Source organism: Candidatus Cryptobacteroides sp., assembly GCF_056207615.1.
Window position 1 is genome coordinate 1 of record NZ_JBAEER010000162.1, and the last position, 22,675, is coordinate 22,675.

Genomic DNA, 22,675 nt, shown 5'->3' on the forward strand with positions numbered 1-22,675 from the left:
GAACTGGCTGGGTGGGAAGGTGCGGGCGGGTGCGGGAGCAGCAGAATGCAGTACGGCTGCGCTCCGCTCGCCGGCCCTAATCCGGGCAAAGGCATTTTGCTTGCTTCCCGCCCCGCTCCGCCGCGCAGAGGCGCGAGAGGCGGAGGCGGCAGTGACAATTTGTCAGTCGGGGCGGATTGGAACGCTAATTGATTTATGTTTCGGTGTCCGGGAGGACTTCTGCTCCGGCATGCTGATGGAAGGCAGACGGATGGCAAAGGACTCCGACATGCTGATGGAAGGCAGACGAAAGGCAGAGAACTTCGGCATGCTGATGGAAGGCAGACGGATGGCAAAGGACTCCGACATGCTGATGGAAGGCAGACGGAAGGCAGAGGACTTCGGCGGACAGATGTAAACGAATTATAAAAAGAAGAAATATATGGCAAACACAGGTAAAATCGGAGTAACCACCGAGAACATCTTCCCGGTGATCAAGCAGTTCCTCTATTCAGACCATGAGATCTTCCTCAGGGAGCTCGTGGCAAACGCGGTCGACGCGAACCAGAAGATGAAGGCACTCGCGCTCAGCGGCGACTTCACCCATGAGCTCGGAGACATCAAGGTGCGCATCGAGCTCGACGAGGCAGCAAGGAGCCTCAAGATCATCGACAACGGTATCGGTATGACCGAAGAGGAGGTCGACAAGTACATCAACCAGATCGCCTTCTCAAGCGCCGGTGAGTTCCTCGAGAAGTACAAGGATCAGCTCGGAAGCATCATCGGACACTTCGGACTCGGCTTCTACTCGGCGTTCATGGTCGCAAAGCAGGTGACCATCGACACACTCTCATGGAAGGATGGCGCGAAGGCCGTGCGCTGGACATGCGACGGCAGCCCTGAATACACCATGGAGGAGTCAGACAAGACCGACCGTGGTACCTGCATCACCCTCAGCATCGCCGACGATGAGGCAGAGTACGCGACCAAGAGCCGCATCCAGGGACTTCTTGAGAAGTACTGCAAGTTCATGCCCGTCCCTGTCGTATTCGGCAAGGAGCAGGAGTGGAAGGACGGAAAGTACGTCGACACCGACAAGGACAACGTCATCAACAAGGTCGAGCCTCTCTGGGCAAAGGCACCGTCAGAGCTCAAGGACGAGGACTATGACAAGTTCTACAAGGCCCTCTATCCTATGGCAGATGAGCCTCTCTTCCATATCCACCTCAACGTAGACTATCCGTTCAACCTTACCGGAATCCTTTACTTCCCTAAGATCAAGAACCAGGTCGAGGTGCAGAAGAACAAGATCCAGCTCTACTGCAACCAGATGTTCGTGACCGACAGCGTCGACAACATCGTCCCTGACTTCCTCACTCTTCTCCACGGTGTGATCGATTCTCCGGACATTCCTCTCAATGTGTCCCGCAGCTACCTGCAGAGCGACTCCAACGTCAAGAAGATCTCCGGCTACATCACCAAGAAGGTGGCAGACCGACTCGAGGAGATCTTCCGCAACGAGCGCGCTGCTCTCGAGGAGAAGTGGGACAACCTCAAGCTCTTCATCGAGTACGGAATGCTCAGCGACGAGAAGTTCTGCGACCGCGCGATGAAGTTCTGCCTCCTCAAGAACACCGAGGACAAGTACTATGCGATCGAGGACTACAAGACCGCGATCAGCGGCAGCCAGACTGACAAGGACGGCAAGACCGTGTTCCTCTACGCTACCGACAAGGATTCTCAGTATTCGTTCATCGAGGCTGCGAAGAACAAGGGCTACGATGTGCTCCTTATGGACTGCCAGCTCGATTCGCACTTCGTGAACCTTCTCGAGATGAAGATTGAGAACAGCAGGTTCGCACGTGTCGATTCAGACTCTGTCGACAACCTCATCCCTAAGGAGGACAAGGTGAAGCCGACACTCTCAGAGGAGGATCAGAAGGCGCTCGAGGAGTCAGTGAAGGCTGTGCTTCCTACAGGCAACGAGTACCTCGTGCAGGCAGACAACCTTGGTGCAGAGGCGGCTCCGCTTCTCATCACCCAGAGCGAGTTCATGCGTCGATACCGCGAAATGAGCGCACTCGGTGGCGGAATGAACTTCTACGGTGAGATGCCGAACGCATACGTGATCACCGTGAACATGGAGAACCCTGTCGTCGCCAAGATCATGGCCGACAAGACCTCGGAGGAGAGCAAGGGCCTGCTCAAGCAGGTTGCCGATCTCGCCCTTCTCGCAAATGGAATGCTCAAGGGCAAGGATCTCGCTGACTTCATATCTCGCAGCGCAGACATCCTTGCAAAGAATATCTAATTGTCTAAGCGTGACTTTTAGGTAGAGGATGGCCCCTGGACCCCGACGGTCCCGAGGCCATCCTTTTGATTTTGGTCATAAATGACTATTGCGAAGGATGGTTATTCGCCGTAGAATTGCAATCTTAAACCACATTTCCCTTTAACGAAAGAGTATGAAAGCAAGTTCTTATCTCGAATCCAAGCCGCGCTACGAGATTCTCGACGGCCTCAGGGGTGTAGCCGCCCTGGGAGTCGTGATGTTCCACATGATGGAGTGCTACCCATCAGAGATATCTCGCTGGGTGATGCCGCACGGCTTCATGTCCGTCGATTTCTTCTTCGCACTGAGCGGCCTTGTGCTCGGATATGCGTACGATGACAGATGGGACAAGATGAGCACCTGGGACTTCTTCAAGCGCCGTCTCACCCGCCTTCAGCCGATGGCCGTCATGGGCGTGCTGATCGGAATCTGCTTCTTCTACTATACCGGCGGACCGACCTTCAACATGGTGGATTCCGCTCCGTGGTACAAGGTGCTCCTCGAGGCTTTGCTCCTTATTTTCATGATACCGCTGCCAAAGTCGATGGACATACGCGGATGGGGTGAGCTCACCAGCATCAATGGACCTATATGGACGCTCATCTACGAATATGTCGCCAACATCTTCTATGCGCTCTTCCTGCGCAGGACCGGTAAGATCGTCCTCGGAATCATCGTCGCCTTCTGTGCACTTATGTCGGCAGATCTCTGTCTGCAGCTCAACCTTTGGGGCAATCTCGTCGACCCTGATTTCCAGTACACGATCAACGGTGGATTCATCTGCGATCCGGAACATATCTATCGCGCCATGGTCCGTCTCATGTTCCCATTCACCATGGGTTTGCTGCTCTCGCGCATCGGACATTTCATCTCGGTCAAGAGGGGCTTCCTGCTAGCATCGTTGCTGATCATCGCAATGGTCTCAACTCCTATGCTCACCGACATGGGACCTGTTTATGAAGGTATCTACGAGCTCTGTTGCATCCTTCTGCTCTTCCCTGTCATCCTCTCGATCGGCGCGGGCAGCAAGCTTCAGGGAGAGCGTGCGACCAGGATATGTACCTTCGTCGGCCAGCTTTCTTTCCCGCTCTACATCACGCACTACCCGATTCTGTACATGCACATGAGCTGGGCGGAGAACCACATGGACGCACCTGTCGGCACGCATGTGTTTGTCGGAATCTGCACCTTCATCATGGTCGTAGGCGTTGCGTGGGCATGTCTCAAGCTCTATGACATACCTGTACGCAACTGGCTGAAGGAGCACTGGCTGAAGAAATAGATGCAGATCGGTGCACGGGGACTGGCCTGGACTTTGAGCGACGAAAATGGCGCGTGGGATGGGAGAATGGCGCAGACTGAGAATCGTCTTACAGAATGCCCATGATGCGCGCGACCTTGCACGCTTCGATCGCATGGTCGACATTCAGCTTGGCGAGGATATTCTGGCGATGGCGGTTCACCGTATTGATGCTGATCGACAGTTCATTTGCGATCTCCTTTGAAAGCCTGCCACGGTCTATGAGTCGCAGCACCTCACGCTCGCGCATGGAAAGGACATTCTCGAAATCTTTGTTTGATAGCACACGTATCTCTCCGGTACGTGTGTCTATTATTTTTGCATGATGCTGTTCATCTCTTGCCAAGGTATAGACGCAAGCCATGAGTCTCAGACTGCCATTCGATGAGGTTGCCATCGGGAACATCCTATGCTCAATTACTCTGTCTTTACCTTCATTGTCCCGAAGTCGCATGAAATCGCTGAGGTAGAAATCTCGGCGGTGGGTTATTTCGATGGTCTTCAGCATGTGGATGAAAGCCACCTCGTCTGCATGACGCTGAGCCAGGTCGTCAGGATCTGCCCGTTCAAAGATGAAACTTTCGTAGAGCGATGGAATAATGTCAATGCGCTCCTCTTCCGTCAGCCCAAGATCATCCGCCAGACCACCGAAATAGCAATAGCTGCAGTTCAGTTTGTTGTCGCCCATTGAGACAATGGCATTCTCCGTGAGAGCATAGGTCCTAACCAGCGACCTGCACTCTGCTATGAGCTTGTCGTCATTCCCGTCGTCCGTGAAATGCTGCGACAGGTACAAGCTGTTTATCTTTTCGAAATCTTTGTCCATAATCCTGAAAGACCATAGCCTATTGCCGGCTTCGAATAACAGCTGCAAAGATACTTTGTTTTTGGAAGTTTGCGCTTTCCGTGCCCAGGCTGCTCCCGCGAGCTCACCTTTTGCGTCGTTTTCTTTAGTTCGCAGCGCCGTTTTGCCCTTTTGGCGCCGTTCCCGTGCCGCGAACCCAACTTTTTCGCTGATTTCTTAAGTTCGCAGCGCCGTTTTGCCCTTGTAGCGCCGTTTCCGTGCCGCGAATCCAACTATTTCGCTGATTTCTTAAGTTCGCAGCGCCGTTTTGCCATTTTGGCGACGTTTCCGTGCCTCGAACCTAAAGAATCGTCTGTTTTTTTTGAGTTCGCGACGAAGAATCATGGGGTTAAGACGTGTGTTGCTAGCACGAGATCCAAAAATCGCTACTTTTTTGTACGTCGTGGCAGTGATCTGGGTGTTTTCGATGTTTTTCCTGGCACGAGATCCAAAAAATGCTGATTTTTTGGCTTTCGTGACAGTGCAGGAAGAACAGTACGAGTATCATAGAAAATATGCGCAGCACAGACAGAACGCAAAGCATAGAAAGTATATGCAGTGCAAACAGTACGCGTAGCATAGTAAGTATATGCAGTGCAAACAGTGCGCATAGCATAGAAAGTATATGCAGTGCAAACAGTATAGATAGCGACAGCGGGGCGGGAAGCAAGCAAAATGCATTTGCCCGGACTAGGGTCGGCGAGCGGAGCGCAGCCGATCTGCATTTTGCTGCTCCCGCGCCCGCCTGCCCGTAACCGACGCCTGCCCCTGCCCGTAACCACCGCCTGCACCCGTAACCGCAACCGTCGTCAGCAACCGTTGTCACCGCCTGCACGCAATCGACGCCTGCCCCCGAACCCGCAACCGTTGTCACCGCCCGCCTGCACCTGCCTGTAAACACCGCCTACCCTTAACCGACGCTTGCCCCCGCGCCCGCAACCGTCGTCAGCAACCGCCTGCCCCCGCGCCAACAACCGACGCCCGCAACCGCATACAGCAACGAACATAGACACTCCAATGCATTGGAATCGCCAATTTTCGTATATTTGTAGGATAAAAGGATATTTGAATGAGCACCAGGAAGAAGCCCATCGTAGCTTTGGTATACGATTTCGACGGGACCTTGTCGCCCGGTAACATGCAGGAGTTCGGATTCATCCAGGCCATAGGACAGAGCCCGGCTGAGTTCTGGAGGGGTAGTGACGAGATCGCGATCCAGCAGGACGCAAGCAACGTACTGAGCTACATGAAGCTCATGTTCGACGAGGCCAAGCGCAAGGGTATCATCCTGCGCCGCGAGGATTTCCGCCGCTTCGGCGAGCAGGTGGAGCTCTTCGAGGGCGTGAAGGAGTGGTTCGCGCTGATCAACGAGTACGGGCGCAAGCACGGTGTCATAGTAGAGCACTACATCAACTCTTCCGGTCTTACCGAGATGATCGAGGGCACAAGCATCGCCGCCGAGTTCAAGAGGATATTCGCATGCTCGTTCCTCTATGACAAGGATGGAGTCGCAGAGTGGCCGGGCGTCGCTGTCGACTACACTGCCAAGACCCAGTTCCTCTTCAAGATCAACAAGGGCATTCTCTCCGTCAGGGACAACATACTCGTGAACGAGAGCCAGGCCGAGGACCGCAAGAGGATTCCTTTCCCGCACATGATATACTTCGGCGACGGAGATACCGACGTGCCTTGCATGAAGATCGTCAAGATGTTCGGTGGTCACACGATCGCCGTCTACAATCCCGAGAACAAGCGCAAGGTCGCGACCGCCCGCAAGCTTCTCGCACAGGGCAGGGCAAGCTTCATGACCCCGGCCAACTATACCAAGGGCGGCCGTACCTACCACCTCGTATGCTCCATCATCGACAAGATCGCGGCCGACTACGAGCTCGCCCGTCTCGCAAAGTTGAAGTAGCGCTAAATCAGACTGCTCTGAGTTGAGCTGAGCCTGTGCAGCGATACTGCCGATTTATACCTTTTTCTGATACTCCTACTTTTTGATACAAAAAAGAGTAGACCGTGAGGCCTACTCTGGACACTAACTAACCTTATTTATGTTTGTTACACCTGGAATACCAGGTGTCATATCAAAGAAATGAAAAGGTTCAATTTTAGGTTAGGACATACTATAGTGATGAATATAGTACGTGTTTAGCAAAGTAATCCGGCATTGCCGATACATTGTGTGTATAACAGCAATGCCGGAAAACTTCATACTAACTGTTAATAACCAGGATTCTGGTGAAGATTAGGATTCATGTTGAGCTCCTGGAATGGGAAAGGCATCACCTCATGGTGCTGTGGCTTCCATCCGCAGAGGTCACCATTGTAATAAGCGTTATCGTAGTTTATGACTGCCTTGTGAGGGTTACCTGGGGTAAGGTAGAAATCATCCTTGAAGCTAGGAACCTCACGACCATTGTCCTTAAGCTCGGTAGCAGCGTCGCCCCAACGTACGAGGTCCTCGAAACGAGTTCCCTCCATATAGAGCTCGAACCACTTCTCCTTCTTCACGTTCTCCATGGTGAGTGAGGTGCGAGGTGCACCAGCTCGATCCTGGATAGCGTTGAGATACTGGAGACCGTCGTTATCGTTGGTCATTGCACAAGCCTCTGCGTAGAGGAGGAGAACCTCAGCATAACGCATAACTGGGTGGTTCTGATCGGTATCGCGTGGAGAGTTGTTGATAAGATCGCTGAAGAAAGGAGCAAACTTGAGAAGGAACCAACCGCAGTTACCATAGTAACCACCAGCTGTATTAGCCTCAGGAGTAATACCACGAGAAGGGTCCATGAGCTTCTCCTCCTTGGTCATGTTAGCATCGTTAGCCACCTTCTTAGTGTAAGAAAGATCGGTAAGAAGCTCTTCGTAAGAGATGATCCATGCCTTGCGACGTGCAGAATTACCCTCGTTCTCGAGAATAGCATTGACGAACTTCTGGGTAGGGTTTCCACCACCACCCCAACCCATCTCCTGGATGGTAAGATCAGGGAGGATCTTGAGGTCACGCCAGAAGCATGAGTTAGCTACCTGCCAGTGATAAGTAGCAGTGCTGCGGAGACCAGCGTTAGAGTTGTCTACGAAGTTGAGCTCGAAGACCTTCTCCTCGTTTGCATCGCCTGCCTTGTGGAAGAGGTTAAGCATCTGGTCGCCAGGGACGAGGTCGTAGTTGCCAGAAGTGATGACCTGCTTGAGAGTGCTCTTGGCACCAGAGAAGTCACCTGCATGAACCTGAGCTTTACCGAGGAATGAGAGAGCGGCCTCTTTGGTAAGACGAATTGCACCATTCTTATCACCCTTACCCTGCCTTGAAGGAAGAACATCGGCAGCAGTCTTGAGGTCATCGATGACATTCTTGAGAATCTCCTCCTTAGGGGTGTGACCAGGACGGTCGTCACCATTGAGGACGTGATCTACGTAAGGAGCATTACCCCAGTAGATAGCGAGATGGAGATGTGCCCACGCACGCATAACCATAGCCTCAGCGACGTTGCGCCTAACGTTAGGGTTTGAATCATCGAGAGAGAAGTGGTCGAGGACCTGGTTTGCTGTGTAGATGAGCTGATAAGTAGAAATGTAGTTGTTCACAACGATGGTATTCTGACCAGTCAAAGAAGGTCTGTACTCGTTGATCTCAAGACCGAAAACGTGGTCACCAGAGTTACCTGAACCATAGTAGCACTCGTCAGATGGAGCGGTAGTGATAACATAATGAGGAGGTGCAATACACCATACAGGCTGACCAGAACCGGTAGTCATGTACCTGTTCCACTGGTTGTAGGCTGCGGTTACTGCCGACTGGCAATCCTCAGGAGTCTGGTAGAAGTTCTCAATTGCTACGACACCCTTCTGAGGAATTTCGAGGAGACTCTGGCTACAAGAAGCTGCAGACAGGGTAGCTACGATAGCTAATCCAATATATGATACTTTATTCATATTAGTCTGAAATTAGAATGAGAGATTAACACCGAAGATGATCTTCTTTGAGTTAGGGTAAGAACCCTTATCCATACCGATTGAATTGGCAGCACCTGTAGAAGCAGTCTCTGGGTCGAAACCAGGATACTTAGTGAAGGTGAAGAAGTCGTCGAGTGACGCGTAAACGCGGAGAGTTTCGATGAATGCCTTCTTGCTCCATGCCTTCGGGAGGGTATAACCGAGCTGGATCTGCTTGATCTTGAAGAAGTCACCCTTGAAGAGGTTTGCTGATGATGACCAGAAGTCTGCATCGAGAGCGATCTTGTTGATTGCACAGCTTGCTGCGTTAGGATTCTCTGGAGTCCACCTGTTCTCGTAGAACCATGAGAGTGAGTTGATACGAGGGTGCTCTGTACGATAGAGACAAGGCATGAGCTGGTTTCCACCTGCACCGGTACCAAAGAGGAGGAAGTCGATGCCCTTCCAGTCAATACGGAAGGTAATACCATAGTTATACTTTGGAATACCGGTACCTACGTAAGTAAGGTCGTCGTCAGTAACCTTGCTGACAACTTCGCCATTCTTGTTGTAGTAGAGAGGTGAACCATCTTCCTTGTTTACGCCTGCAAACTTGAAACCACGGAGATACCATACTGGGTAACCCTGCTCGAAATTGTTAGTGAGCTTGTAGTTAGAGAAGTAAGCACCAGGGATACGTGAGATAGAAGGCTCGAGATAGGTAACCTTGTTAGCGAGGGTCGAGAAGTTTGCGTTGACAGAGTAGTGGAAGTCACCGATCTGATCCTGCCAACCGAGTTCGAGCTCGAGACCATGGTTATTGATTGAACCAGCGTTCACGTAAGTAGAATTGATACCAACCTCATATACAGGAGAGATCTGGACGAGGAGGTCATTGGTGTTCTTGTCGTAGTAATCTGCTGCGAAAGTCAACCTGTTGTTGAGGAAGCGTGCATCGATACCGAGGTCAATCTGTGAAGAAGTCTCCCACTTAAGGCTTGGGTTAGCAAGACCTGCTGGCTTAGAACCAAGAGATACGGTGTTGTCAACAGCGTCGTACTGATATTTTGATGAGTTGTAGTCGACGGTTGCTGAGTATGCATAGTTGCGAAGAGACTCGATGTTACCGTTGATACCCCATGAAGCACGGATCTTGAGGAATGAGAGAGCATTCTTGCTTACGTTCTGCATGAATGGCTCATTGGTGATGGTCCAACCTGCAGACAATGAAGGGAAGTAACCCCAACGGTTATCAGCAGAGAGCTTAGATGAGTCGAAGGCATCAGCACGGAAGTTAGCCTGAAGGCTATACCTGTTGTCATAAGAATAGGTAAGACGGCCGTAGTAAGAGATGTTTACTCTCTGGGTAGGAGCACCACCACCGATGGTCTTGGTACCTGAACCATTGTCCTGGTTGATATAAAGGAAGTTAGGATCATAACCCTTAAGAGGATCTGGACCCTCGAGACCAGCATTCACGCCGCGGTTGTCCTGATATACATAAGACATACCGACCATGACGCCGAGATTATGCTTCTTCGCAAAAGTCTTGTTGTAGTTTGCGAAGTTCTCCCACTGATAATAATAGTTCTGGCTTGAGTTAGCAGAAATATTATATACATTGGCGTATACCTTAGGGTTTACATAGTAAGGATCAGTGTAGTTTGAAGAGTAGCTCTGACCAATACGGAAACCGAAACGTGAGGTAACGGTGAGACCCTTGATAGGAGTGAAGTTAGCGAAGACGGTACCACGTACGTTGAAACCCTCGCTCTTGTTGTTGTTACGGTCGCGACCGATGAGAGGGTTCACGCCGTCACCCTGCTGGAGCTTAGATGTTGCATAGAGGTAACCATCCTCATTCCTATAGACAGTCTGACCCTCAGCGATTGCCTGAAGCATATCTGACGGAGCGTCAGAATCATTGAGGTAGAAAGGAGGAGTAAGAGGGTCGATGATGAGGGCACCGAGGATAGTAGAACCGTTACCGGTCTGATACTCTGAGTGCTCGAACACCTGCTGCCTGTTGTAGCGCTCGATAGACATGTTGGTACCTACCTGGAGCCACTTCTTAATCTTATAGTCTGCGTTGATCTGCGCAGAAAGTCTGTTGTAGAAATCCTTGTGACCACGGAGGATACCATCCTGTGAGGTATAGGTGATAGCGGTGTAGTATGAACCACGATCGTTACCGCCCTGAACACCGAAGGTATGACGATGGTTGAAAGAAGGAGCGAATGTCACGTCAGCCCAGTTGGTATCGGTCTTGCCGTCCCAAAGACCTGAGTCGATGAGACCCTTGCGGGTGAAGTTACCAGCCTCTTCCTGCCAACCGATGAACTGCTCAGCATTCATCACCTGTGCGTGACGACCGAGAGAGTTGCGAGTCATCTGATACTGGTAGAATACGTTACCCTCCTTAGACTTTGCACCTGACTTGGTGGTGATGAGAACGACACCGTTACCTGCCTGTGCACCATAGATTGCTGCAGAAGCCGCATCCTTGAGGACCTCCATAGACTCGATCATAGAAGGATCAAGGTACTGGATGGTGCTCACCTTAAGACCGTCGACGATAAGGAGTGGGCCGAGACCGTCAGAACCGTTTGATGAATAACCACGTACACGGATCTCAGCGCCAGAACCAGGAGCTCCTGATGAGTTGATGATCTGGATACCGGCTGCCTTACCCTGAAGTGCAGCAGCTGCATCTGTAGTTGAACGGTCGTTGAGGTCATCACCGCGTACCGAAGCGACTGAACCGGTGAGGTCAGACTTCTTCTGTACACCGTAACCGATAACGACAGTCTCCTCGAGGAACTCAGAATCCTCTACGAGAGTGAAGTTGATCACAGACTGGCCATTGACTGCGACAGTCTGGGAAGTGTAACCAATACATGAAGCGGTGATGCTTGCATTGCTCGGAACAGAGAGCTTGTAAGCACCATCGAGGTCAGTCACGGTACCAACGGTAGTCGTTCCGTCCTGCATGATGGATACACCAATGATTGGCTGTCCACTTGCGTCGACAACCGTACCACTGACACTGATCGACTGCGCCTGGGCTGTAAAGCTCAGAGCAGCGAGGGACAGCAAAGATGCTGCCAGCTTAATGATAGTTCTTTTCATTTGTGATTGGTGTTATTAATAATAATGATGATGTGCAAATCTACCGTTTCATTAGCATATACACTACTGCAATTGATTCAAACGCGCAAATATTCACCGTTTGACCGTTTTTTAATATGAACTGAACGAGAAATAATGGAAAAATGCGACTTTCGCTTTAAACCAGTCCTCGGTGAATGAAAATCTAAAAAATCTGATTCATTCATTTATAGACCAGATGAATGTTTTTCAAATGCTACTGAATGATTTTCAAAAGCGCATAACAGGTCCGTACTCCACATATCTGGCAGGCGGCAGGACGTCAAACTCGTTTTTTTGTAAATTTGCATTTCCTATAGACGACGTGATACACCTTTGTAAATTAAGTCTTATATGTACGACAACAGGATACAGTTGGACCTTCATACGCACAGCGTGGCCTCTGGCCACGCATACAGCACTATTCAGGAGATGGCGAAAGCTGCCGCAGAGAAGGGAATTGAGATACTCGGAATAACAGAGCATGGACCTGCGCTTCCCGGCGCGTGCCACCCGCTGTACTTCAGGAATGTGCATGTGATTCCCCGCGACATGTACGGAACACATCTTATGATAGGTGTGGAGCTAAACATTCTCGACACCCAGGGTAATGTCGACTTCGACGAGTTCTTCATGGAGAAGACCGACCTGCGCAGCGCCGGCCTGCATTCGCTCTGCTACAAGGGTGGCACCAAGGAAGAGAATACCGCCGCAGTCGTCAAGGTGATGGAGAATCCATGGATACAGATCATCACCCATCCCGGCGACGGCACTGCAGAACTCGACTTCGAGCAGATAGTGCTCGCCTCCGAGAGGACTGGCACCATACTCGAGATCAACAACTCCTCCCTCAAGCCATGCAGAGGAAAGACCACGGCAAGGGACAACAATCTTGAGATACTCCGCCTCTGCGCGCGACATAAGGTTCCGGTAATACTCGGAAGCGATGCGCACATATCGTTCTCGATTGCGGACTACACCTATTTATATCCGCTGCTCGAAGAGGCCGGATTCCCAGACGAACTGGTGCTGAATTACGACTCAGACCACCTTCTCAGGTGCCTTAAGGTCACGCCTTCTTCACATTAGTAACGGACACGGACATACTTTGTTGAAAACTTTTTCAAAAAGATAGTTACGGCTGCAAGATTAGCCGTATTTTTCCGTATCTTTGCACATTCATAAAATAAGATTCCTATGTCATTTATCGAAGAAAGAGTAGCATTGGACGGTCTTACGTTCGACGATGTATTGCTCATACCAGCCTATTCTGAAGTTCTGCCGAGGGAAGTGAGCCTCCGCAGCAAGTTCTCCAGGAACATCACTCTCAACATTCCGATAGTGTCCGCAGCAATGGACACAGTTACCGAAGCACCTATGGCCATCGCCCTCGCCAGGGAAGGTGGAATCGGCGTCATCCATAAGAATATGTCCATCGCTGAGCAGGCAGCCAACGTGCGCCGCGTCAAGAGGGCAGAGAACGGAATGATCATGGATCCTATCACCATCACCAAGGACGCTACCGTCGGTGATGCGCTCAGGATCATGCATGACAACCATATCGGTGGTATTCCTGTCGTAGACGAGGACAATAAGCTCGTGGGCATCGTCACCAATCGTGACGTGCGTTTCCAGAACGACATGAACGCGAAGATCGAGGACACCATGACCAGCACAGGACTCGTGACCATCAGGGACAACGAGACCGATCGCGAGCATGTCAGGGTCGTACTCCAGGAAAACAAGGTTGAGAAGCTCCCGGTAGTCGATGCAGACTACCATATCGTGGGACTCATCACATATAAGGACCTCACAAAGGAAAAGATCTATCCTGAGGCATGTAAGGACAGCAAGGGTCGTCTCCGCTGTGCTGCCGGCATCGGTATCACGGCTGACGCGATCGACCGCGTGGACGCACTCGTTGCAGAGGGTGTCGATGCAGTCGTTCTCGACAGTGCCCATGGACACAGCAAGGGCGTGCTCGACAAGCTCCGCGAGATCAAGGCCAAGTACCCTAATCTCGACGTTGTCGTCGGTAACGTCGCAACCTACGAGGCTGGCAAGATGCTCGTGGAGGCTGGCGCAGACGGTATCAAGGTCGGTATCGGACCTGGTTCGATCTGTACTACCCGTATCGTGGCAGGTGTCGGCGTACCTCAGCTCACCGCGATCTACAACGTGGCCCAGGCAGTCAAGGGAACGGGCGTTCCAATCATCGCAGACGGTGGTCTCCGCTACAGCGGTGACGTCGTGAAGGCTCTCGCAGCCGGCGGCGACTGCGTGATGTGCGGTTCTATGTTCGCAGGTACCGAGGAGTCTCCAGGAGAGGCTATCATCTATAATGGACGTAAGTTCAAGTCATATCGTGGAATGGGCTCAGTGGACGCCATGAAGGCTGGTTCGAAGGACCGCTACTTCCAGAGCGGCGAGGTTGACACCAAGAAGCTCGTACCAGAAGGAATCGTGGGACGAGTACCTTACAAGGGCACACTCGCAGAGACAGTATACCAGCTCCTCGGCGGTCTCCGCTCAGGTATGGGCTACTGCGGCGCAAAGGACATCGCAACCCTCCAGACCGCCAAGTTCACCAAGGTGACCGCAAGCGGTATGGCAGAGAGCCATCCACACGACGTGACCATCACCAAGGAAACACCTAACTACTCACGTAGCGAATAATAATGGAGAAAATTCTTATCATCGACTTCGGTTCCCAGCTCACCCAGCTCATCGGCCGCAGGCTCAGGGAATTGAACGTATATTGCGAAATCCACCCTTTCAACAAGTTCCCGCAGATCGACGAGGACGTGAAGGGTGTAATCCTTTCCGGCAGTCCATGCTCAGTGAGGGAAGCCAATGCGCCTGAGGTAAAGCTCGACGGCATCAAGGGCAAGTATCCTCTCCTCGGCATCTGCTACGGAGCACAGTACCTCGCACATCACTTCGGCGGTTCAGTGAACGCTTCGATCGCCAGGGAGTATGGTCGTGCCATCCTCAATGTCACCAAGGCAGACTCACCATTGCTCATCGGAATGAGCAAGAGCTCACAGGTGTGGATGTCTCACGGCGACACTATCGCACAGCTTCCTGAAGGTGCAGAGCCTATCGCTGCCACCTCTGACGTAGAGTACGCAGCTTATCAGATCAACGGCGAGCCCACATACGCAGTGCAGTTCCACCCAGAGGTGTTCCACACCGTCGAGGGAACCAAGATTCTCTCGAACTTCGCACTCGGAATCTGCGGATGTACAGGAGACTGGACTCCTGACTCATTCATCGAGACGGCAGTCAAGGAGATCCGCGAGAAGGTCGGTGACGACAAGGTCATCCTCGGCCTCAGCGGCGGTGTCGACTCAACCGTGGCAGGCGTGCTTCTCAACAAGGCCATCGGCCACAACCTCACCTGTATCTTCGTGAACAACGGACTCCTCCGCAAGAACGAGTTCGAGGATGTGCTCGAGTCATACAAGGACATGGGCCTCAACGTAATCGGTGCTGATGCTTCCAAGGAGTTCATCGCTGCTCTCGCAGGCGTCACAGAGCCAGAGGGAAAGAGAAAGATCATCGGAAGGCTCTTCGTGGAGACCTTCGACAAATACGCAAAGCAGATCGAGAACGCACGCTGGCTCGCTCAGGGTACAATCTATCCTGATGTTATCGAGTCTGCAGGTATCAACGGCACCGCTGCGAAGATCAAGTCACACCACAATGTGGGTGGTCTTCCAGAGGAGATGCACCTCGGAATCGTGGAGCCGCTCAGGTCGCTCTTCAAGGATGAGGTTCGCCGCGTAGGACGTGCCCTCGGAATCAAGGACGAGCTCATCGGCCGTCATCCTTTCCCAGGTCCGTCACTCGGTATCCGTATCCTCGGCGACATCACAGAGGAGAAGCTCACCGTCCTCAGGAATGCTGACGACATCTTCATCAAGGGTCTCCGCAAGTACTCCCTCGACGGAAACAAGGCAGCCATCGAGGCTCTCGCAGGAGTGGGCGCCACCGAGGTGAGAAGCGCAAGCGATCCTACCCAGGTTGCACACAACCTCTACGACGCAATCTGGCAGGCGGGCGTAATGCTCCTCCCAGTACAGAGCGTAGGTGTCATGGGCGACGAGAGGACTTACGAGCGTTGCGTCGCTCTCAGGGCCGTGATCTCTACCGACGGCATGACCGCCGACTGGGTTCATCTCCCATACGACTTCCTCGCTGACGTATCCAACGAGATCATCAACAAGGTTCGTGGCGTCAACCGCGTAGTCTATGACGTATCCTCAAAACCACCTGCAACAATTGAGTGGGAATAAAAAATATGAGGCAAACCGTATGGTCTGCCTCTTTTTTTTGCTAAATTTGAGAGGAATGATGTTTTAAGGACATGGGTGCATACAGAAAATACGGAACATGTTTCTTCGAAAGATACGCCATCACTTCCCTCAGGACTCTCCTGGGGCATAAATTCGACGACCTCATAAACGAAGACAGGCCCGACCTCCAGAGTGCCGACCGCAAGCGACTCGGAATCGAGGTTACCCGTGCGATGGAGCCCGGCAAGGCCGCTGCGAACCAGATGCTCAAGGGCCTGGCAGGATTCCCGCGTCAGGACGATGTCCCCGGCTATGACGAAGTCCAGGAGAAAGGATATGGATATGGAATCCATGAGGGCAAGTACATCGGCGGCCTCGAACTGCGATACTGGCAGGGTGCCAAGCCGCTGCGCGACATCATCGCGAACAAGGTCGGTAAGGTGAGTTCCGGCTTCTACGGCAATTTCGACGAGTTCGGTCTCTTCGTGTTCTGCAAGGATCCCCTTGACGAGGCTCTCGTCCACAAAACCGTCCACTACATCATGGACCTCCAGAAGGACAACGAAGTCAAGTACAGGCGCCTTTTCCTTTCAGAGGCAGGAGGTCTCTACGCATGCAACCTCGACGACGGAATAAGCTTCGAATTCAGGATAACATACTGCCCGGTAGACAGCGCCCAGAGGCGTCAGTTCTATCTCGAAGCCTTGGAATACTGACCGACTGGTCCGTTTGACCCCCAAAGAATCAAGTAAGTACAACTAATTATAATCATCATGGCAAATCAACAGAACCAGCCTATCTGGGATGCACGATCGCTCGGTATTCCCAAGATGACCGTGCTCGGCGTGCAGCACCTCTTCGCGATGTTCGGCGCCACCGTACTCGTTCCAATGCTCACCGGCCTCTCGATGTCCGCGACTCTTCTGTTCGCCGGACTCGGAACGCTCCTCTTCCATGTCCTGACCAAATTCAAGGTACCTGCTTTCCTCGGCTCGTCCTTCGCATTCATCGGAGGATACGCAGCCGTCGTTGCCATCGCCGACTCGGACTACGGGATGACCATGGCCCAGTCACTTCCTTACGCATGCATAGGTGTGTTCTGTGCAGGCCTGATGTACTTCATCCTCGCCGGCCTGATCAAGGTATTCGGCACCAGCAAGGTCATGAGTTTCTTCCCACCTGTGGTCACCGGACCTATCATCATCGCCATCGGCCTCACCCTCTCCGGCTCGGCCGTGACCAACTGCAGCGCCAACTGGTGGATCGCACTCTCTGCCATCGCGATCATCATCGTCGCCAACATCTGGGGCAAGGGCATGATCAAGATCATTCCTATCCTCCTCGGTGCCGTAGGCTCATATATCGTCGCATGCTGCTTCGGCGCTGTCGACTTCGCACCTGTGAAGGAAGCCGCATGGATAGGTTTCCCATTCCAGATGCAGAACACAGCAATCAGCGTATTCAAGGCACCTGACTGGGGTCTCGTCGTTACCGCAATCATCACCATCCTTCCGATCTCTCTCGCTACCATGGTGGAGCACATCGGCGACATGTGCGCGATCTCTTCTACCACCGGCAAGGACTATCTCACCGACCCAGGTCTCCACAGGACCCTCATGGGCGACGGTATCGCAACCGCACTCGCTTCGATGTTCGGAGCCCCTGCGAACACCACCTACGGAGAGAACACCGGCGTTCTCAACATCACCCAGGTATTCGACCCTAAGGTCATCCGCATGGCAGCCGTATTCGCCATCATCCTCTCATTCTGTCCTAAGTTCGCGACCGCAGTCAGCACAATGCCATCGGCTACCGTCGGCGGCGTCTCTCTCGTACTCTACGGTATGATCTCGGCTGTCGGTGTCAGGAACATGGTCGAGAACAAGGTTGACTTCACCGCATCGCGCAACGTGATCATCGCAGCACTCATCCTCGTGCTCGCGATCGGTATCCAGTATGGTCCAGGCTCTGTCGGCGCAGGCGCCATCAAGCTCTCAGGCCTCGCAGTTGCCGCCCTCGCCGGCATCATCCTCAACGCCGTCCTTCCTGGTAAGGACTACGTCTTCGGAGAAACTAAATAGCTGATTCTCAGCACCATAACGAACGGACGGCTCCCCCGGAAAGGGGAGCCGTCCGTATAGCATATCGTTGATATCCAGCCTTTTACAAAACCCTGAAGCAGTCCACCACAGGAGCCTCTTCGGTATCGTTACCCATGCGGACCACATTGAAACCTGCCTTGAGGGTAACTGGGAGTGCATATTCCTTGAAGTCTGCGCTTGCAGGGAGAAGGACAGTCTCCTTCGAACCGTTGACCTCGACCTCGAGAGTTCGTACCTCGTCACTCTGGTAGCGGATGCTGAGTTCATGCTTGCCGCCACGGGTAGAGTAGACGTTCTTCCAGATAAGGCAATTGTCCTTGGAACCGCCGAGATATGGGACAGCAACCTGACCGGAAGCGCCGTCGAGAGGCATAGGCCTGGTGCTACGTGTGATTGCACTGTATGAAGGTATGAATGCCCACTCAGCCTCGTATATGCTTGGGTCGATCCTCTTCTTTCCAGTGATCTTGAGTATCCTTGCGCCGTGAGCAGGCACAGAGAGACGTATGCAGTCCATGGTACCCAGTTCCTCATGACGGTTAAGGTCACGAACTGATACCGAACCGGCGAACTCGAGAGTCTCGAGAGGAACCTCGAAACTGATCTCCTCCTCCGAAGGATTATAGAGAGCTACAGCCCTGGTCTTTCCGCGGAGCACTTCGATATCCTTAGCAAAGACATAGCCCTCGCCATCATGCTGGACGACATAGGCCTGAAGTCCGAGTGGATCCTGGTCGAGTGCGATGAGTTCATCATTGGTGATGATCTTCATGGTCTCCTCCGGAATGTAGCCGAGATCACAACCAAGAAGAAGAGGGGAGCTCATGATGCACCACATTCCGAAATGCGTCTCCTCCTCGTTGAAAGGCACGCCGTAGCAGTCCTCGAGGAGCGGAGATGGCTTGTTCGCATATCCGACGATGAGCATGTCCATATCGTTGTAACGACCGCCACCTGCGTATGCAGAAAGGTACATATTACGTTCGATGGTGCTCTTGATGCTGCCCCAGAAAGGTCGCACGTCACCGCTGATTCTCCATGAATCGCCGGCTTCACCCACCCATGTACCCGGGAATGCCCAACGGCAGATATTGACCTCGACAGGATGATTAGCGACGCTGTCGATGGCGTGTCGTATCCTGAGGTACTGATCATGCTCGTCAAGTCCCAGACCGCTGCCACCGCAATAGTCGATCTTGATGAAATCGAAGTTCCAGTCGTTGAAATAGCGCTCCGCGTCGCGCACCTCATGCTGCCAGAGTCCTGCACCGACACCGTTCACGTCGCCATTCCACCTTGATCCGCAGGTATTGTTGCCGGCGTCGGAATAGATTCCGGCCTTGAGACCGAGGCTGTGGATATGGTCAGCGACTCCTCTGAGGCCGTTTGGAAACCTTTCCTCATGCGCAGTCATGTAACCAAGGGAGTCGCGGTGTCCGAAGAAACCGTCGTCGATGTTGATGTGGTCATATCCATGCCCTGAGAGACCCGTAGAGACGAGAAGGTCCGCATGGCGGTTGATGATGTCCTCGGAAATGTTCACGAGGAAGCAGTTCCATGAGCTCCATCCCATGGTTGGCGGATTGACGGGCTCGGTCTTTATTCCGGGCTCGGAGCAGCTGGACACAAGCGCCGCAGCTGCTAGCATTGACGAGATAATGCGTTTCATGCTGATGTATGGTTTAAGTGATTTGATTTCCTAAAGGCTCGGGATAACTGGCTTGATCGTACCATCCTCGTTGAACTCGAGCCTGTCGATGCAGACCTCGCGGTTATATCCTCCGGAGAGGCCGAGCTTCACACCACCCGGGCGGTTGAATCTGTGATATACGATGTACCATTCGTCCGTCCCGGGCTTGCAGATCACCGAATGGTGGCCGGTGCCGAAGATCTGCTTCGACGGATCCTGCTGTATCACGATGGTTTCCTCGACCTTCGCAGGACGGCCGTTCCTGACGAACTCGGTAGGCGAGTCCGAGATGAGGTAGCGGACGCGGTAGTATGACGAGCGGGTGATGTTCTCCGACCACATGAAGTAGTAGAGGCCCTTGCGCTCGAAGACATAGGAGCCTTCGAGGTAGTGGTATTCGCCGATCTTCGAGCGCGGGATGAGCTCATGCATGGTGCCGGGAACGAGGGATATCATGTCCGGTGCAAGCTCCGCCATCCAGAGGTAGGAATTACCCCAGTAGAGATAGTACTTTCCGGTCGCACGGTCGCGGAAGACGTCCGGGTCGATGATCTGGTTCGGCGCATGGATCTCCTCCTGGGTGAGGAGGGCCTTTCCGAGCACATCCTTGAACGGACCTTCCGGCTGGTCAGCGACTGCGACGCCGATGGTGCCGTGATGAACGAAGTAGAAGTAGTACTTGAATCCGCCGAAGACAGGCTTCTCGATGATGCACGGAGCCCATGCGTACTCCCTGTCGCCCCATTCGAGGTCACGCAGGTCGAGTATCACGCCCTCGTCCTTCCAGTTCACGAGGTCCTCCGAAGAGAAGCAATGGAAGTCGTAGCTGTGCCAAGCGTATGCGCCGTCGGTGGTTGGGTAGATGTAGTATTTGCCGGTCTGGACGCTGTAGAGCACCTCCGGATCGGCATGGAGGCCAGGGAACACGGGATTCTTCACGTTCGGAGCGAGGTGCTTCGCTTCCTCTGCGTCGGCCCAGGCCTGTATCCTCTGATATTCCTCCTCGTTAAGCGCCAGGAAGGAGCCGGCGTCAGGTCCGTAGATGCCCTCGATGTTCTTCGGCGCGAAGAAACGGTCCATCGCATCGTCCGACTGGCAGAGCCTGTATCCGCCCTTGGCCGTGTTCACGTATCCGAACGACCATCCCTTCTGGTCCGCGACCTTGAATGCGCTGATCTCGCGACAGTAGTCGTCACCCTCTATCACGATGCTCTCCGATGGCATGGTCCATGGTCCTCTGAGGCTGCCGGTGGAAGCGCGCAGGAAACCGGCGCTACGGTCATCGACCTTGGCAAGGAGCACGACGCTGCCGTCCTCAAGACACTCGAGTTCGGCGTCGAGGATAGTCTTGTCCCAGTCGGCGAGAATCTCCGGATCGCTCAGCGAGACCACCGGCACGGGATCGAGCGACGAGCGCATCAGCGAGAGCCTGTTGCCAAGAAGCCTTCCGCGCTCCTTTTCCGCGTAATAGAGAAGGTATGAGCCGGAAAGCGAATCCCAGACCACCTTCGCGCTGCGGGCGCCTCTGAGCGCCAATTCCTGCGGTTCTGTCCATGAGATGAGGTCGGAACTGAGCTGGACGCAGACGCTGCCGTCGTTATTCGTGGTAAGAAGTATGTATCCGTCGTTCTCGTGGGTACGACACACATAGACGTAGCTGACATTTCCATACTCGCCCTTGTCATCCACGGAAAAGATGGAGTCGCCGCAGAGCATGTCGTGGAAATGTACTCCGTCGGGAGATGTCGCGAACGCTGGCCATCCGCCGTGTGCCGAGCGGTGCGCGAAAAGATATCCATGTATTTCGTCTTCCGGAAGGACTGTATTTCCCTGTGCATGTGCAATGGGGCATACAAGGATTGACGCAGCGACAAGAGTCGTCGCAGCAAGCCATGAAAGGAGAGTCTGTCTCATAAGCGTGGTCAGTTATCAGCGTGTACAGTTATGTGCCAAGCACAAATCTAACAAAAAAACGCCACCTTTCAGTGGCGTTAATAATAGAAATCGTCTCGAGCAGGAGGCTATCTTCCACGGATGAGCGTGAATCGGAGTCCGAGGTTCATGCTGAAGTTCAGCGGACGCTCCTTGTATATCGTGTCAAGCGAGCTGTTGTCGTCGAAATAGTAGCTTATTCCCGGCTCTGCATATATGCTCATGAGCGGTGAAATGATGTATGCCACACCCGCTGCGAGGTTCGCCGACAGCTGCAGAGGGCGCTCGTCGTACTTCTCAATTCCGAGTTCCCCACTTTCCGGTCCGCCGATACCGGCAAATCGGTAGCTGCCTCTCCTGCTTGCCGAAACGCATTTGTCGAGGTTCATACCGGCCGAGGCATAGAGTCCGAACCTCGGCGTGCCGTAGGCCTTGAACTTGAGGTTCAGAGGTATTCCGATATAGTCGAGCTTCTGGCTTGCACTGGTGTAGTTATCGTCATCGCCCTGACGTATGCTGGAATTAAGCCTGGTATAGGTCAGACCGCTCTCGATGAACCATCTCTGAGCGAGCTGCCAGTCGAGAGTCACGCCGACCCTGACCGGCATGCGGTGTGTAAACTTCGCCTCTCCGACTCCACGGCTGAAGAGCATCGCGCCAAGCATAGGGCTGTCATCCCATACGGCATTCTCGTCAGGTCCGGCCACTGTCAGTGACGGGCCTGCGAATGCGAGAGTGTTGGAGCTCTGAGCGCCGAGAGAATTGATGATGCCTATCGACACCTCACCGCGTCCACGTCTCATTCTCTCACGGTCGCCTCCGTGCTTCGGGCTAGCCGTCTCCGCTTCGGTCTTCCTATTGCTTCCTGACTGTTTATAGTTTTCTGACTTACCGTCTGCCTGTTTCGACATGACCGCTGTCTCGTCGACAAGTTTCGAATCGGCTGCCGTCTCGTCTACTACCTTCGACTCCACCATCATGTCAGTCTGACATTCATCGACCATCGGACTCGTTTCGAGGCCCGGTATAAATATTGTTTCGATTGCACCGTTAGCAGCTGTTCTGCCTGCGTCCTTTGCCGTCCACTTACCATTCTGTGCAGAGGCGTTATGGTC

Annotated in this window: 14 protein-coding genes and 1 pseudogene; 9 read left to right on the forward strand and 6 right to left on the reverse strand. The window is 53.1% G+C overall.

The window, feature by feature from the left end; all coding sequences use genetic code 11:
• The first annotated feature begins 250 nt into the window (after positions 1–250).
• The 3 genes from AC06ND_RS09140 to AC06ND_RS09150 all read left to right on the forward strand — a co-directional run bounded on the left by AC06ND_RS09140 (position 251) and on the right by AC06ND_RS09150 (position 3,593).
• A complete protein-coding gene (locus tag AC06ND_RS09140) occupies positions 251–397 on the forward strand; it encodes a hypothetical protein (RefSeq protein ID WP_475678675.1) in 147 nt (48 codons plus the stop codon).
• Positions 398–421: 24 nt separating this feature from the next.
• Positions 422–2,290 carry a molecular chaperone HtpG gene (htpG, locus tag AC06ND_RS09145; RefSeq protein ID WP_475678676.1) on the forward strand — a complete coding sequence of 623 codons (1,869 nt, stop codon included), beginning with the start codon at positions 422–424 and terminating at the stop codon, positions 2,288–2,290.
• A 154-nt stretch (positions 2,291–2,444) separates the two neighbouring features.
• On the forward strand, positions 2,445–3,593 hold the full coding sequence (locus AC06ND_RS09150; protein ID WP_475678677.1) for an acyltransferase family protein: 1,149 nt from the start codon (positions 2,445–2,447) through the stop codon (positions 3,591–3,593).
• A gap of 88 nt (positions 3,594–3,681) precedes the next feature.
• On the opposite strand, the gene AC06ND_RS09155 is transcribed toward AC06ND_RS09150, so the two are convergent.
• Positions 3,682–4,437 carry a helix-turn-helix transcriptional regulator gene (locus tag AC06ND_RS09155; protein WP_475678678.1) on the reverse strand — a complete coding sequence of 252 codons (756 nt, stop codon included), beginning with the start codon at positions 4,435–4,437 and terminating at the stop codon, positions 3,682–3,684.
• Between the two features lie 1,087 nt (positions 4,438–5,524).
• Here AC06ND_RS09155 and AC06ND_RS09160 point away from each other — a divergent pair.
• Positions 5,525–6,370: an HAD family hydrolase gene (locus AC06ND_RS09160; protein ID WP_475678679.1), complete on the forward strand. Its 846-nt coding sequence runs from the start codon at positions 5,525–5,527 to the stop codon at positions 6,368–6,370.
• Between the two features lie 308 nt (positions 6,371–6,678).
• On the opposite strand, the gene AC06ND_RS09165 is transcribed toward AC06ND_RS09160, so the two are convergent.
• Together AC06ND_RS09165 and AC06ND_RS09170 are read right to left on the reverse strand one after the other, a co-directional pair.
• Complete coding sequence (locus tag AC06ND_RS09165) at positions 6,679–8,391, reverse strand: RagB/SusD family nutrient uptake outer membrane protein (RefSeq protein WP_475678680.1); 1,713 nt, start codon at positions 8,389–8,391, stop codon at positions 6,679–6,681.
• A 12-nt stretch (positions 8,392–8,403) separates the two neighbouring features.
• Positions 8,404–11,520: a SusC/RagA family TonB-linked outer membrane protein gene (locus AC06ND_RS09170; RefSeq protein ID WP_475678681.1), complete on the reverse strand. Its 3,117-nt coding sequence runs from the start codon at positions 11,518–11,520 to the stop codon at positions 8,404–8,406.
• 372 nt (positions 11,521–11,892) lie between these two features.
• Between AC06ND_RS09170 and AC06ND_RS09175 the strand changes: the two genes are divergently transcribed.
• From AC06ND_RS09175 to AC06ND_RS09195, 5 genes are all read left to right on the forward strand, one after another.
• A complete protein-coding gene (locus tag AC06ND_RS09175; RefSeq protein WP_475678682.1) occupies positions 11,893–12,627 on the forward strand; it encodes a phosphatase in 735 nt (244 codons plus the stop codon).
• A 108-nt stretch (positions 12,628–12,735) separates the two neighbouring features.
• Positions 12,736–14,214 (forward strand): IMP dehydrogenase, encoded by a 1,479-nt coding sequence (gene guaB / locus AC06ND_RS09180; protein WP_475678683.1) that lies wholly within the window; start codon positions 12,736–12,738, stop codon positions 14,212–14,214.
• Complete coding sequence (gene guaA, locus AC06ND_RS09185) at positions 14,214–15,836, forward strand: glutamine-hydrolyzing GMP synthase (protein ID WP_475678688.1); 1,623 nt, start codon at positions 14,214–14,216, stop codon at positions 15,834–15,836. The genes guaB and guaA overlap by 1 nt, the downstream gene beginning before the upstream one ends.
• A gap of 71 nt (positions 15,837–15,907) precedes the next feature.
• The gene (locus AC06ND_RS09190; protein WP_475678684.1) at positions 15,908–16,552 is read left to right on the forward strand and encodes a hypothetical protein; all 645 of its coding nucleotides are present in this window, start codon (positions 15,908–15,910) and stop codon (positions 16,550–16,552) included.
• 57 nt (positions 16,553–16,609) lie between these two features.
• Complete coding sequence (locus tag AC06ND_RS09195) at positions 16,610–17,917, forward strand: uracil-xanthine permease family protein (RefSeq protein ID WP_475678685.1); 1,308 nt, start codon at positions 16,610–16,612, stop codon at positions 17,915–17,917.
• Between the two features lie 82 nt (positions 17,918–17,999).
• Here the strand turns inward: AC06ND_RS09195 and AC06ND_RS09200 are convergent, their stop codons facing one another.
• From AC06ND_RS09200 to AC06ND_RS09210, 3 genes and pseudogenes are all read right to left on the reverse strand, one after another.
• Positions 18,000–19,607 carry an alpha-galactosidase D gene (locus tag AC06ND_RS09200; RefSeq protein ID WP_475678686.1) on the reverse strand — a complete coding sequence of 536 codons (1,608 nt, stop codon included), beginning with the start codon at positions 19,605–19,607 and terminating at the stop codon, positions 18,000–18,002.
• A 30-nt stretch (positions 19,608–19,637) separates the two neighbouring features.
• Positions 19,638–21,542, reverse strand: a complete 1,905-nt coding sequence (locus tag AC06ND_RS09205) for a family 43 glycosylhydrolase (protein ID WP_475678687.1) — start codon at positions 21,540–21,542, stop codon at positions 19,638–19,640.
• Between the two features lie 107 nt (positions 21,543–21,649).
• Positions 21,650–22,675 (reverse strand): annotated as a pseudogene (locus AC06ND_RS09210) (hypothetical protein); the annotation flags it as partial.

What these genes read in the sequence shown, in the direction of transcription:
- AC06ND_RS09140 (WP_475678675.1), top strand. Translation starts at nt 251, where the DNA reads ATGGCAAAGGACTCCGACATGCTGATGGAAGGCAGACGAAAGGCAGAG.
- htpG (WP_475678676.1), top strand. Translation starts at nt 422, where the DNA reads ATGGCAAACACAGGTAAAATCGGAGTAACCACCGAGAACATCTTCCCG.
- AC06ND_RS09150 (WP_475678677.1), top strand. Translation starts at nt 2,445, where the DNA reads ATGAAAGCAAGTTCTTATCTCGAATCCAAGCCGCGCTACGAGATTCTC.
- AC06ND_RS09155 (WP_475678678.1), bottom strand. Translation starts at nt 4,437, where the DNA reads ATGGACAAAGATTTCGAAAAGATAAACAGCTTGTACCTGTCGCAGCAT.
- AC06ND_RS09160 (WP_475678679.1), top strand. Translation starts at nt 5,525, where the DNA reads ATGAGCACCAGGAAGAAGCCCATCGTAGCTTTGGTATACGATTTCGAC.
- AC06ND_RS09165 (WP_475678680.1), bottom strand. Translation starts at nt 8,391, where the DNA reads ATGAATAAAGTATCATATATTGGATTAGCTATCGTAGCTACCCTGTCT.
- AC06ND_RS09170 (WP_475678681.1), bottom strand. Translation starts at nt 11,520, where the DNA reads ATGAAAAGAACTATCATTAAGCTGGCAGCATCTTTGCTGTCCCTCGCT.
- AC06ND_RS09175 (WP_475678682.1), top strand. Translation starts at nt 11,893, where the DNA reads ATGTACGACAACAGGATACAGTTGGACCTTCATACGCACAGCGTGGCC.
- guaB (WP_475678683.1), top strand. Translation starts at nt 12,736, where the DNA reads ATGTCATTTATCGAAGAAAGAGTAGCATTGGACGGTCTTACGTTCGAC.
- AC06ND_RS09190 (WP_475678684.1), top strand. Translation starts at nt 15,908, where the DNA reads ATGGGTGCATACAGAAAATACGGAACATGTTTCTTCGAAAGATACGCC.
- AC06ND_RS09195 (WP_475678685.1), top strand. Translation starts at nt 16,610, where the DNA reads ATGGCAAATCAACAGAACCAGCCTATCTGGGATGCACGATCGCTCGGT.
- AC06ND_RS09200 (WP_475678686.1), bottom strand. Translation starts at nt 19,607, where the DNA reads ATGAAACGCATTATCTCGTCAATGCTAGCAGCTGCGGCGCTTGTGTCC.
- AC06ND_RS09205 (WP_475678687.1), bottom strand. Translation starts at nt 21,542, where the DNA reads ATGAGACAGACTCTCCTTTCATGGCTTGCTGCGACGACTCTTGTCGCT.